This is a genomic window from Kitasatospora sp. NPDC093550 (assembly GCF_044764985.1).
In the GTDB taxonomy this organism is placed as follows: Bacteria; Actinomycetota; Actinomycetes; order Streptomycetales; family Streptomycetaceae; genus Kitasatospora.
This window is the reverse complement of sequence record NZ_JBIWJF010000013.1, coordinates 182247-195180: the sequence shown is the minus strand read 5'-3', so window position 1 is coordinate 195180 and position 12934 is coordinate 182247. Positions and strand designations below refer to the sequence as shown.

The 12934-nt window shown below is 75.4% G+C and carries 9 protein-coding genes and 1 pseudogene; 8 read left to right on the top strand and 2 right to left on the bottom strand.

Features of this window, described 5'->3' with window-relative positions; translation table 11 throughout:
• Window positions 1–79: 79 nt before the first annotated feature.
• Both ACIRD3_RS22255 and ychF read left to right on the top strand, forming a co-directional pair.
• A complete protein-coding gene (locus tag ACIRD3_RS22255) occupies window positions 80–469 on the top strand; it encodes a VOC family protein (protein ID WP_402219262.1) in 390 nt (129 codons plus the stop codon).
• A gap of 84 nt (window positions 470–553) precedes the next feature.
• On the top strand, window positions 554–1627 hold the full coding sequence (ychF, locus tag ACIRD3_RS22250) for a redox-regulated ATPase YchF (RefSeq protein ID WP_402219259.1): 1074 nt from the start codon (window positions 554–556) through the stop codon (window positions 1625–1627).
• Between the two features lie 83 nt (window positions 1628–1710).
• On the opposite strand, the gene ACIRD3_RS22245 is transcribed toward ychF, so the two are convergent.
• Together ACIRD3_RS22245 and ACIRD3_RS22240 are read right to left on the bottom strand one after the other, a co-directional pair.
• Entirely contained in the window at window positions 1711–2373 is a 663-nt protein-coding gene (locus ACIRD3_RS22245) for an HAD-IA family hydrolase (RefSeq protein ID WP_402219256.1), read from the bottom strand.
• Window positions 2374–2430: 57 nt separating this feature from the next.
• A pseudogene (locus tag ACIRD3_RS22240) lies at window positions 2431–3572 on the bottom strand (dihydrofolate reductase family protein).
• A 165-nt stretch (window positions 3573–3737) separates the two neighbouring features.
• On the opposite strand from ACIRD3_RS22240, the gene ACIRD3_RS22235 reads away from it, so the two are divergent.
• The 6 genes from ACIRD3_RS22235 to ACIRD3_RS22210 all read left to right on the top strand — a co-directional run bounded on the left by ACIRD3_RS22235 (window position 3738) and on the right by ACIRD3_RS22210 (window position 12860).
• Window positions 3738–4556, top strand: coding sequence for a methyltransferase domain-containing protein (locus ACIRD3_RS22235; RefSeq protein ID WP_402219253.1), 819 nt, complete (start codon window positions 3738–3740; stop codon window positions 4554–4556).
• A 146-nt stretch (window positions 4557–4702) separates the two neighbouring features.
• The gene (locus ACIRD3_RS22230; protein WP_402219251.1) at window positions 4703–6247 is read left to right on the top strand and encodes a DUF4190 domain-containing protein; all 1545 of its coding nucleotides are present in this window, start codon (window positions 4703–4705) and stop codon (window positions 6245–6247) included.
• Window positions 6248–6417: 170 nt separating this feature from the next.
• A complete protein-coding gene (locus tag ACIRD3_RS22225) occupies window positions 6418–6633 on the top strand; it encodes an SPOR domain-containing protein (protein WP_402219248.1) in 216 nt (71 codons plus the stop codon).
• Window positions 6634–6651: 18 nt separating this feature from the next.
• Window positions 6652–7128, top strand: coding sequence for an NUDIX domain-containing protein (locus ACIRD3_RS22220; RefSeq protein WP_402219246.1), 477 nt, complete (start codon window positions 6652–6654; stop codon window positions 7126–7128).
• Window positions 7129–7266: 138 nt separating this feature from the next.
• Complete coding sequence (locus ACIRD3_RS22215; protein ID WP_402219244.1) at window positions 7267–10011, top strand: SpoIIE family protein phosphatase; 2745 nt, start codon at window positions 7267–7269, stop codon at window positions 10009–10011.
• 239 nt (window positions 10012–10250) lie between these two features.
• Entirely contained in the window at window positions 10251–12860 is a 2610-nt protein-coding gene (locus ACIRD3_RS22210) for a SpoIIE family protein phosphatase (protein ID WP_402219241.1), read from the top strand.
• Window positions 12861–12934: the final 74 nt, after the last annotated feature.

The following is a 12934-nucleotide window of genomic DNA, read 5'->3' as shown; positions in this document are numbered from 1 at the left end:
TGATCGTCGCTCGGATGGGCTGACCTGCTCGGCCGAGTCGACGAAACATGATCATCAGATCGTCGCACGGGGGCTTCGCATGGCAGGTTTCACCTTCGAACGGTTCGACCACGTCCAGCTCGACATCCCGGCCGGCGCCGAGGACGAGTGCCGCGCGTTCTGGTCCGGTGTGCTCGGCATGACGGAGCTGGCGAAGCCGCCGGTCCTGGCCGCCCGGGGCGGCTGCTGGTTCCGCGGCGGCGGCGTGGAGGTGCACCTGGGGGTGACGCCCGACTTCCGTCCGGCGCGCAAGGGGCACCCGGGCATCCTGGTGCGCTCGCTCGACGCGCTCGCCGACCGCCTCGCCGCGCACGGCCACGAGGTGCTCTGGGACGACGAGCTGCCCGGCCACCGCCGCTTCCACAGCGCGGATCCGCTGGGCAACCGGCTGGAGTTCCTGGAGCCCCGGGAGGCCGCGACCGAGGCGTGAGGGCCCGCGGGGTCTGCCCGTAGACTTGGGGGTCGGCCCGTACGGTGCCGACCCAACTCCTCCAAGCCCCCGGGACTGCGCTTCATGTCGCTCACGATCGGAATCGTCGGCCTGCCGAACGTCGGCAAGTCGACCCTGTTCAACGCCCTGACCAAGAACGACGTGCTGGCGGCCAACTACCCGTTCGCCACCATCGAGCCGAACGTCGGCGTGGTCGGCGTCCCGGACGCGCGGCTGGCCAAGCTCGCCGAGATCTTCGGCTCCCAGCGCATCCTCCCGGCCACCGTCGACTTCGTCGACATCGCCGGCATCGTGCGCGGCGCGAGCGAGGGCGAGGGCCTGGGCAACAAGTTCCTCGCCAACATCCGCGAGTCGGACGCGATCTGCCAGGTCGTGCGGGCCTTCACCGACCCCGACGTGGTGCACGTGGACGGCAAGGTGTCGCCCAAGGACGACATCGAGACCATCCACACCGAGCTGATCCTGGCCGACCTCCAGACCATCGAGAAGGTCCTGCCGCGGCTGCAGAAGGAGGCGCGCCTCAAGAAGGACACCGCCCCGGTGCTGGCCGCCGCCGAGGCCGCGCAGGCGATCCTGGAGACCGGCAAGACCCTCTTCGAGGCCGGCTTCGACACCGCCCCGATCCGCGAGCTCCACCTGCTGACCGCCAAGCCCTTCCTCTACGTCTTCAACGTGGACGAGGACGAGCTGGCCGACGAGGACTTCAAGAACGCCCAGCGCGCGCTGGTCGCCCCGGCCGAGGCGATCTTCCTCAACGCCAAGATCGAGTCCGAGCTGATCGAGCTGGACGACGCCGAGGCCCTCGAACTCCTCCAGTCGATGGGCCAGGAGGAGCCCGGCCTCGCCACCCTCGCCCGGGTCGGCTTCGACACCCTCGGTCTGCAGACCTACCTGACGGCCGGCCCCAAGGAGACCCGGGCCTGGACCATCAAGAAGGGCGCCACCGCCCCCGAGGCCGCCGGTGTCATCCACACCGACTTCCAGAAGGGCTTCATCAAGGCCGAGGTCATCTCCTTCGCCGACCTGGTCGAGACCGGCTCCATCGCCGAGGCCCGCTCCAAGGGCAAGGCCCGCATCGAGGGCAAGGAGTACGTCATGCAGGACGGCGACGTGGTGGAGTTCCGCTTCAACGTCTGACGGCTGACACCCGACCGGACCGCCCGGCCCCGTGTGCGTACGGGGCCGGGCGGTCCGGCGTTCCGCGGGTGGCTCGGGTGGGCTCAGCCCACGGTGACGGTGAGCAGGCCGTCCGGGGCGGCCGTGACGGTGACGGCGGTGAGGGTGTCGGCGTGGGCGTCCGGGCGGTGCGCGGTGGCGCGGGGGCCGATGCCGACCACGCGGACGCCGGCGGCCTTCGCGGCGGCGATGCCCGCGCCGGAGTCCTCGAAGGCGAGGCAGTCTCCGGGGGCGAAACCGAGGGCGGCGGCGCCCTTGAGGAAGCCCTCCGGGTCCGGCTTGCTGGCGCCGACGGACTCGGCGGTGATCAGGACGGGCGGCAGCGGCAGGCCTGCGGCGTCCATCCGGACCCGGGCGAGCGGCTGGTCGGCGGAGGTGACCAGGGCGTGCGGGAGGCGGGTTAGCGAGGCGAGGAAGGCCCCGGCGCCGGGGACCGGGACGACGCCCTCGGTGTCGGCGCGCTCCTCGGCGAGCATCCGCTCGTTCTCGGCGAGGTTGACCTCGACCGGGCGGTCGGGCAGCAGGGCGGCCATGGTCGCGTGGCCCTGGCGGCCGTGGGCGACGGCCAGCACCTCGGCCGGGTCCAGGCCCTGCCGCACGGCCCAGCGCCCCCAGCAGCGCTCGACCACGGCGTCGGAGTTCACCAGGGTGCCGTCCATGTCCAGGAGGACGGCGCGGGCGGTCAGCCGGACGGGGGCGGCGGGCATGGGGGCTCCTCGGGAGAACGGGGCGTCGAGCTGTTTGTTTCTCAAGGATACAAAATATCAGCCGAGCAGATGGGCGTTGACCGCGCGGGCCGCCTCGGCCAGCTCCGGCAGCTCCACCACCTCGACCCCGGCCGCCTCCAGCAGCGCGGTGCCCTGGCAGTCGGTGACGAACAGGTCCGGCTCGCGCCAGGCGACCACCACCCGCGGCACGCCCGCCGCGATCAGCAGCCGGGCGCACGGCGCCGGCCGTGAGGCGCGCTGCCCACAGGGCTCCAGGGAGCTGTAGACGGTCGCCCCGCGCAGCCGGGGATCGCCGGCCGGAAGCTTGGCCAGGGCCGCCTCCTCGGCGTGGTCGTGGTCGTCCGTCTCCCGGCTGTGGCCCTCCGCCAGCACCTCGCCGTCGGCACCGACGATCACCGCGCCGACCGAGAAGGCCGTCGCGGAGGGCGGGCAGCGGCGGGAGAGCTCGACGGCCCGGCGCAGGTGGTCGAGGTCGGTGGTCGCGGGGCGGTTCACGGCGCGGGCTCCTTCGGGGCGTACCTGAGCAGGACGACGTCGCCCACGGTACGTGCCTCCAGCAGTCGCATCCGCCGGGCCGGGCCGCCGGGGAAGGCGGCCGGGCGGACGAACCGGGGCGCCCCGGCCTGGCCGACCAGCAGCGGGGCGACGGCCAGCTGCAGCTCGTCCGCGAGGCCCCGGGCCAGGAACTGGGTGTGCACGCCCCCGCCGCCCTCGACCATCAGCCGGCGCACGCCGCGGGCGCCCAGGTCGTCCAGCACCGCGCCGAGGTCCACCGCGCCGCCGAGCGCGACCACCTCGGCCAGGCCGTCCAGCCGGGGGCGCAGCGCCGTCGCGCCGGCGTCCGTGGTGTAGACGAGCTTGGCGCCGCCGGTGTGCCAGAACCGCAGCCCGGCGTCGAGGTCGCCGCTCGCGCTGAGCGCCACCTTCAGCGGGTGCTCGGGCCGGCCGGCCGCCAGCCGGGCGGCCCGGCGCGCGGGGTCGTTGACCAGCAGGCGCGGGTTGTCGGCGCGCAGGGTGTTGCCGCCGACCAGGATCGCGTCGGCGGCCGCGCGCTCCTCATCCACCCGGTCGAAGTCCGCGGCGTTGGAGAGCAGCAGCCGGTCGGGGGAGGCGTCGTCGAGGTGGCCGTCGAGCGAGACGGCGGCACTCAGCAGGACGAAGGGGCGCTGGCCGGGCATGGGCGGGGACCGTTCTGTCGGGGGCGGCTCCACGGTACGGCCGGTGGGTGCCGCCCGGGCGATCCCCGATCGGAATATGAGACGGAACTTCTCGACATGCGGGACGACGAGTAGCGTCGGGGGTGTCGAGGAGAACGGAACGCCGACCACTCCCAGGGGGACCCCATGTCCGGACCGCAGCCTTCCGCCGTCTACACCCACGGCCACCAGGAGGCCGTGCTGCGCTCGCACCGCTCCCGTACCGCCGCCGACTCGGCGGCCTACCTGCTGCCCGAACTGCGCCCGGGGGCGGCCCTGTTGGACATCGGCTGCGGGCCCGGCACGATCACCGCCGACCTGGCCGAGCTGGTCGGCCCGGGCGGGCGGGTGGTGGCCGTGGACACCTCGGCCGAGGTGCTGGAGCAGGCCGCCCGGTACCTGGCCGGGCGCGGCGCGGCCGAGGTGGTCCTCGAGTGCGCCGATGTGCACCGACTGCCTTACCGGGACGGCGAGTTCGACGTGGTGCACGCCCACCAGGTGCTGCAGCACGTGGCCGACCCGGTGGCCGCGCTGCGCGAGATGCGGCGGGTGACGGCGCCGGGCGGCGTGGTCGCGGTACGGGACGTCGACTACGCCTCGATGACCTGGTTCCCCGAGGTGCCCGCCCTGGACCGGTGGCTGGAGCTGTACCGGCGGGCCGCCCGGGCCAACGGCGGCGAGCCGGACGCCGGGCGCCGGCTGCTGTCCTGGGCCCGCGCGGCCGGCTTCGCCGAGGTCACCGCGAGCGCCGGCACCTGGACGTACGCGACGCCCGAGCAGCGCGCCTGGTGGGGCGGGATGTGGGCGGACCGGGTGGCCGGGACGGCGCTGGGCCGGACGCTGGTCGAGCGGGGCTACGCGGAGCAGGAGGAGGTGGAGCGGATCGCGGCCGGCTGGCGCGAGTGGAGCGCCGCCGGGGACGGCTGGTTCTCGATGCTGCACGGCGAGATCCTGGCCCGCGGCTGAGCGGTCGGGCGGGGCCCGGGCGGGCCGGGCCGGTGTCGGAATGATCGGGTAAAGTCGCGCGACCGTTCACATCCGGGCCCGTTCGGGTCCGAGCCATGGTGCCGAACGCCGAGCCGATGCCCGCCCCGGCGGGAGGGGGAGTCCACGTGTCCGAGCCTGAGTCCGAGCTGCCCGCCCCGGCGTCGGAGCCGCCCGCGCGGACCGGCTCGGACGCGGGGGCGGACAGTGGGGCGGCCGCGGCGGCCCCGGCGGCGGGACAGGATCCGCGGGTGGACTTCGGCCGGCGGGCCGACGAGCCGGCCGCCGCCCCGGCGGACGCCGAGCCCGCCCCGTCCGCCGAGCCCGCCCCGCCCGCGGACGCGGCGCAGCCGCCCACCCCCGCGGCCCCCGCCGATCCCTGGGCGGCGCCCGATCCCTGGGCCGCCCCCGCCCCGGCCGCCCCCGCCCCGGCCGCCGCCGTGTCGGCCCCGCACCCGCAGGCCGTCCCGCTGCCGTCGGCCGCCCCGCCCCCGCCGCCGCACCCGCTGCCCGCCGGCGGCTGGGCCTCCGTCACGCCCTCCGCCCAGTCCGGTTTCCAGCCCGGCCCCCACCCGGGCCTCCACCCCGGGACGCAGCCCGGCTTCCCGCCCGGCCACCCGTACCCGCAGCTCTTCGCTCCGACATCCACCAACGGCTTCGCGGTCGCCGCCCTGGTGACCGGCCTGGTCCTGGTGGCACCCGTGGCCCTGGTGCTGGGCATCGTGGCGCTGGTCCAGATCAAGCGCCGCAAGGAGCAGGGCCACGCCATGGCGGTGACCGGCGTGGTGCTCGGCGCGATCGGCACCGTGCTGCTCTCGCTGCTGCTGGGGGCGGGGGACCTCAGCTCCGCGCGCGACGGCCGCTTCGCCCAGAGCCCGAAGGCCCCGGCCGGCTCCGTCCACTGGTCCGACCTCAAGGCCGGCGACTGCTACCGCTCCCCCGACGGGGGAGCGGCGAGCGACGGGGCCGGCGACGAGACCGTGTCCTGGGTCCACCGGGTGGCCTGCGCCGAACCGCACCACGGCGAGGTGGCCGGTACCGCCGCGCTCCCCACGGGCAACGGTCCGTACCCCGGCGAGAGCGCGGTCCGCGAGTCGGCCGCCCGGCTGTGCCGCACGGTGCTGGACGACTACGCGCTCGACCAGTGGGCCGTCCCGGACGGCATGGACGACGTCTACCTCTACCCGACCGCGCGGAACTGGGCGGCCGGCGAACGGTACGTCACCTGCGCCTTCGAGGACCGCGACGACCAGCACCGGGGCACGGTCCGCACCGACCGGGGCAGTCTGACCGCGCCCCAGCTGGCCTACCTGCAGGCGGTCCGGGGCTTCAACGACGTGTACCTGGACCAGCCGAAGAAGGACGTCTCCGCCGCGGAGGCGGATCACCGCGCCTGGGCCCGCCGGGTGGCCGCCGCCTCACGCGCCGAGGCCCTCGCGCTCGGCTCGCCGGCCGCGGACTGGCCGACCGACGTCCTGCCGAAGATCGGCAAGCTGGCCGAGGCCCAGTCCCAGGCGGCCGCCGCCTGGGACGCCGCCGCCACGGGCAACGACGTGGCGGGCGACATCCGCCGGGCGCGGGCGCAGGTGGCCAAGACCGTCCCGCTGACCGTGGACATCCGCCGATCGCTCGGCCTGTCCACCGGCGAGCAGGCGCCCGACCTGCGGGTCTGAGCCCTCGCGCCCCCGGTTACCGGCCGTTAACAAGGACCGTACCTGTCGGTAGCGAACGGCGCGTAGCGTCGCGGGTCGTGCCCCCCGGCCCGACCCCCACGCGAGCCGGGGGCACGAGGGCATCCGCCCTGCGCGCCCCTCGGGCGGGGAACGGCGGATAGCCTCCCGCCATGGGCACCTATCGGGTGATGCGGCAGGACGACAACGGCAACCGCTTCCTGGTCGCCAAGGGCCTGGACGGCGCCGAGGCGCGGCGGCTGGCCGCCGAGTTCGAGGCCCGCGGCCACAAACAGCTCTACTGGGTCGAGGAGGCCGGCGCCGCGGAGGCCGCCGGCGAGCCCACTGGGGAGGCCGGGAGCGGGGACGCCACCCTCCGCAACGCCTGAGGCCGTAGGGTCGGGGCCATGGACGCCACACCCGCCGCACGCCCCGCCGACCGGCCCGCGGACCACCCCGTCGGGCCCCGGATCGTGGTCGGTGGCGCGCTGGTGCACGACGGCCGGGTGCTCGCCGCCCGGCGCAGCGCGCCCGAGGCGGTGGCCGGCCGGTGGGAGTTCCCCGGCGGGAAGGCCGAGCCCGGTGAGACCGAGGCGCAGGCGCTGGAGCGCGAACTGCTGGAGGAGCTCGGCGTCAGGGCGCGGGCACTCGCCCGGCTGCCCGGCGCGTGGGCCGTGCGCCCCGGCCTGGAGTTGCGCTTCTGGGCGGCCGAACTGCTGGCCGGCGAGCCGCGCGCGCTGCAGGACCACGACGCGCTGCGCTGGCTGGGCCCGGACGAGCTGGACGCCGTCGACTGGATCGACCACGACCGCGACGTGCTGCCCTACGTCGCCCGGCTGCTCGCCGCTCCGGGAGCGGTGGGCGACGCGCTGTCCGCCGGGTAGGTCAATCGGACAAGACGACCCGGCGGCCGGGATAGCCTGGGTTCTGCTGGGTATGTCACTTTTCGGCACCATTCGTCACCATCGGTGAGCCGCCCCAGCCGGCGACGCCGATCCCGACCAGAGCCGGAGGCCCCCTCGGTGTCGAGTACCGGGAACGGCGGCGGGGGAGAGCGGCGGACAGGAACCGCGGGCGGCGCCTCCGCGCGCGCCCGACTGCGCCGCGCCGCCCGTCCGACCGCCCCCCAGCCGCGGGCCGGCCGCCGCCGCGGCACCCTCGCCGCCCCCGACGCCGAGCGGCCCGCCCGGCCGGCGCCCACCCTCGCGCTCCCCGAGCCGGGCGACCGCTCCGGCCTGCGCAGCCGCCCCGGCCGGCCCTTCCCCGGCGGGCCCGGTGACCCCCCGAACGGTCCCGGCGTGCCGTCCGAGGGCAGCCTGCTCGACATGCTCAAGGTGGCCATCGCGATCCTCGACACCGCGGGCCGGGTGGTGCTCTGGAGCCCCGCCGCGGAGGAGCTGCTCGGCTGGCCCAACGAGCTGCTCGTCGGCCGCCGGATCGAGGAGCTGATCCCCGACCAGGAGCAGGTCGCCCGGATCCGCGGCGCGATCCAGGACACCCTGCGGCACGGCCGCTGGGCCGGCTACGCGGAGCTGCGCGACCGGCAGGGCGTGCCGATCGCCGTGGAGGCCCGGATCTCGCTCCTGGTGGACGGTGACGGCACCCCGTTCCTGCAGGTCAGCATGGCGGAGTCGGCCGCCGTGGGGGCCGTCGAACGCGACCTCGCGGTGCGGGACGCGCTGTTCGAGCAGTCCCCGCTGGGCATCGCCATCCTGGACACCGACCTGCGCTACACCGCGGTCAACCAGACCCTCGCCGAGATGAACGGCGTCGCCCTGGAGGACCACGTCGGACGCACCACCGGCGAGACCCTGCCCGAGCGGGCCGCCGACGAGATCACCGCCATCCAGCGCCAGGTGCTGGCCACCGGCGAGCCGGTCATCGACGTCACGCTGGCCTCCCCGGTCACCACCCGGGCCGGGTACCGCTCGATCTCCTACAGCCGGATGACCGACCGCTCCGGCCGGGTGCTGGGCATCTCCGGCACCGTGATGGACGTGACCGAGCGTTACCGGGCGGTCGCCAAGGTCGAGCACGCCCGGCGCCGGCTCTCGCTGCTCAACGAGTTCGGCTCCCGGGTCGGTGACCTGCTGGACGCCTCCCGGATCGCGCAGGAACTCGCCAGCTCGGTGGTCCCCCGGCTGACCGACCACTCGGCGGTGATCCTGCTGCAGGCCGTCGCGCACGGTGACGACCTGCCCCGGCACGGCCACGACCGGCGGACCTCGCTGCTCCAGCTCGGCACCGCCTCCGTCCAGGACGGTCCCGAGGTCGACGTGATGCTGCGCCGCGGCGCCCGGATCACCTTCGCCGAGGACTCCGCCTGCGGCCGGGTGCTGCGCACCGGCGTGCCCGAGCTGCTCTCCGGCGCCGAGCAGCTCGACGACGTCACCTACCCCGGCGACCCGAAGATGCAGGCCGCCCGGGACCTCGGCGTGCACTCGATGCTCGCCGTCCCGCTGCGCGCCCGCGGCATCGTGATCGGCCTGCTGCTGGTCAGCCGGGCCGGCTACCGCGAGGCCTTCGACCGGGACGACCTGGCCTTCACCGTCGAGCTCGCCGACCGGGCCGGCAGCTCGCTGGACAACGCCCGGCTGTACGCCCGCGAGCGCACCGCCGCGCTCACCCTCCAGCGCACCCTGCTCCCGCAGCAGGTCCCGCAGCCCACCGGCGTCGAGGTCGCCTACCGGTACGTGCCCGGCAGCAGCGGCACCGAGGTCGGCGGCGACTGGTTCGACGTCATCCCGCTGCCCGGCGACCGCACCGCGCTGGTGGTCGGCGACGTGATGGGCCACGGCCTGCGGGCCGCCGCCACCATGGGCCGGCTGCGCACCGCCGTCCGGGTGCTGGCCGCCCTGGACCTGCCGCCGGACGTCCTGCTGCGGCACGTCCACGAACTGGCCGACGACCTCGCCCAGGGCCCGGACGAGGCGCTGCTCGCCACCTGCGTCTACGCGGTCTTCGATCCGGGAACGGCGCGGCTGACCGTCGCCAAGGCCGGGCACATCCCGCCGGTGCTGGTGGTGCCCGGCCAGGAGACCGAGGAGCCGACCCGCACCGGCGGCCCGCTGCCCGGTGGCGCCGGCCGGATCCTCGACCTGCCCTCCGGCGCCCCGCTCGGCGTGGGCGGCGTTCCGTTCGAGTCGGTCGAACTGAAGATCCCCGAGGGCAGCCTGCTCGCGCTGTGCACCGACGGCCTGGTGGAGTCCCGGGACAAGGACCTGGACGTCGGCCTCGGTCGGCTGATCACCGTGCTCCAGGAGCCGTACGCGTCCATCCAGGCCGCCTGCGAGGCGGTGCTCGACACCATGGAGCAGGGCCGCGAGCCGGACGACGTCGCGCTGCTGCTCGCCCGGCTCGGCCACGGCCAGGCCGGCACCCCGACGGCCGGCTGGACCCTGCCCGCCGAGCCCACCGCCGTCTCCCGGGCGCGTCGGCTGGTCCGCTCCACGCTCGCCGAGTGGGGCGTCGAGGCGCTCACCGACACCGCCGAGCTGCTGGTCAGCGAGCTGGTCACGAACGCCGTCCGGTACGCCAGCGCCCCCATCGGGGTGCGGCTGACTCTCGGTGAGACGCTGCTGGTCGAGATCTCCGACCCGCTGCCCGACCCGCCCCGGGAGCGGCACGCCGCCGAGGCCGACGAGGGCGGCCGGGGCCTGGAGCTGGTCCGCCGGCTGGCGCTGCACTGGGGCGCCCGGGCCGAGGGCATCGGCAAGGTGGTCTGGTTCGAGCAGGCGCTGCCGGGTAATGAGCCCGGCGAGTCGTGACGCGATCGAGCCGGGACGGAACACCAGGAGAGCGGTGCCGCATATGCCATCGGGGGCCCGGGGGGAGCGCGCGCTCCGGCAGGGGGCGCGAGCGTGGCATTGTGGTGGCGCGGGCGGTAGGACAAAAACCTTCGCCCGATCTGATGTTGTGATGTTGAGGGCGTGTGAACGAACCCCTCGATGATGAATACTCGGTCTTCTCGACATCCGGACGGTCGCGGGTTGGAGGGGTCGGTCCGTTGAACAGCACTCCGGCGCGGAACGCGCCGAGCAGCAGCGGTCATGCCGCTGTACCCGGGCAGGCCGGCTCGTCGCACCTGCCCGTACCGGCGGACCCGCCGGCCGGCGGCGCCACGAGCCGCGGTGCCCACCCCCTCACCGAGTCCCAACCGTGGGGCGCCGGCGATCCGGGATCGATCTACGACTACATCCGGGTCGCCACCTTCGCGATCGGCCCCGACGGCCGGATCAGCCAGTGGAGCGACCGCGCCGCGGAGTTCTTCGGCATCCCCGCCGCCGAGGCCGTCGGCGCCGACCCGATCGCCACCTTCGTCCCCCGCGAGCTCTGGCAGCGCGGCCGCGCTCGGCTGGAGCGCACCCTGGCCGGCGAGGAGTGGGTCGGCACCACCCCCTACCGGGAGGCCGGCGGCGGCGAGGGCCTCGCCGAGCTCTACCTGATGCCCGACAGCGCCCTGCCCACCGCGGGCGCCACCTGCCTGGCCGTCGACCTCGGGCGGCTGCGCCGGATCGAGACCGACCTCGCCGCCTCCGAGGCCGTCTTCGGGCAGACCCCCACCGGCTTCGTGCTGTTCGACGACCGGCTGCGCCTGCAGCGGGTCAACGACGCCTTCGCCTCCGGCATGGGCCTCGTCCCCACCGACCTCGAAGGCCTCACCCCGCACGACCTCTTCCCGCCGTCCGAGGCCGACCGGCTCACCGCCGCCCTGCGCAAGGTCCTCGCCACCGGCGAGCCCGTCTTCGACCTCCGCTTCCACGGCGCCGTCCCGACCCGCGAGGGCAACCGGCTCTGGGCCGTCTCGCTGTACCGCCTCAACGGTGCCGCCGGACAGCCGATGGGCGTGGCCGGGCAGGTCTCCGACGTCACCAGCCGGCACGTCGCCGAGCGCGAGGCGGACGGCGTGCGCCGCAACCTCGCCCTGCTCAACGAGGCCAGCGCGCACATCGGCTCCACGCTCGACCTGGAGACCACCGCCAAGGAACTGCTGGACGTCGTCGTCCCGCCGTTCTGCGACCTCGCCACCGTCGACCTCTACACCGCGCTGCTGTCCGGCGAGACCGTCCCCAGCGCCGGCCGGCTCGGCGACACCGTGCTCACCGACGGCAGCGGCGAACTGCGCCGGGTCGCCGTCTCCAGCGTGGTCGGCGGCGCCTCCTCGGTGCTCGGCTCGGTCACCGGCCTGCCCATCGCCGAGGCCGGCGGCACCCTCTGTTACCCGCGCCGCTCCCCGCACGCCCGGGCGCTGCGCACCGGCCGCAGCGTCATCCCGGAGCCCGGGCCCGACCCGCTGCTGCGCTCCACCCTGATCGTCCCGCTGGTCGCCCGCGACCAGGTGCTCGGCCTCGTCCAGCTCTCCCGGGCGATCGGCAGCGAGCCCTTCGACGCCCGCGACGTCGCGATCGCCGAGGAACTCGTCGCCCGCGCCGCCGTCTGCATCGACAACGCCCGGCTCTACCGCCGCGAGCACGAGCGGGCGCTGATCCTCCAGCGCAGCCTGCTGCCCCCGGGCAACCCGGCCGCCAGCGGCCTGGAGATCGCCTGCCGCTACCTGCCCAGCAACAACAACACCGAGGTCGGCGGCGACTGGTTCGACGTCATCCCGCTGCCCGGCAACCGCACCGCGCTGGTCATCGGCGACGTGATGGGCCGCGGCCTGCGCGCCGCCGTCGCCATGGGCCAGCTGCGCACCGCCGTCCGCACCCTGGCCATGCTCGACCTGGAGCCCGGCGAGGTGCTCACCGCCCTGGACGAGATCGCCCGCGGCCTCGGCGACGACTCGGTGCCGGTCGGCCCGCCCACCCCGTACGGGCGGCTCACCTCGACGGCCGACGAGGAGGCCCGCGAGGTCTACCTGGCGACCTGCGTCTACGCGGTCTACGACGCCGTCACCCGTCGCTGCTGGATCGCCAACGCCGGCCACCTCCCGCCCGTCCTGCTCAGCCCCGGCGAGGGCGCCCGGATGCTCGACGTGCCGCCCGGGCTGCCGCTCGGCGTCGGCGGCGAGCCCTTCGAGGAGGTCGAGGTGGACCTCCCGGACGGCGCCGTGCTCGGCCTCTACACCGACGGCCTGGTGGAGAGCCGCAAGCACCAGCTGGACGAGGGCCTGCGGGCCTTCCGCACCGCGCTGTCCGCCGGGGGCAAGGCCCTGGAGGACCTCTGCGACCACGTGCTCGGCGAGCTCAACCCGCACCACGGCGAGGACGACATCGCCCTGCTGATGGCCAAGGTGCACGCGTTCCCCGAGGACGCCGTCGGCCAGTGGTTCCTGCCGCCCGAGCCCACCTCCGTCGCCAAGGCCCGCGAGAAGGCCTGCAGCTGGCTGCTGGCCCGGGGGCTGGAGGAGCTGGTCGACACCACCGAGCTGCTGGTCAGCGAGCTGGTCACCAACGCGCTCAAGCACGGACGCGGCGAGATCCGGCTGCGGCTGCTGCGCGAGCGCGGCCTGGTCTGCGAGGTCTGGGACGACGGCTACGCGCAGCCCCGGCAGCGGCGCGCCCAGGAGACCGACGAGGGCGGGCGCGGACTGCAGCTGGTCAGCCTGCTGGCCGAGCGCTGGGGCAGCCGGCGCACGCCGAAGGGCAAGATCGTCTGGTTCGAGCTGGCGCTGTAGCGGCCTCGGCGGGCCGACCGCGAGGGTTGGGCCGTAAGGGTGCAGTCGCCCCCGGCCCGCCGTGTCGGTGCGGA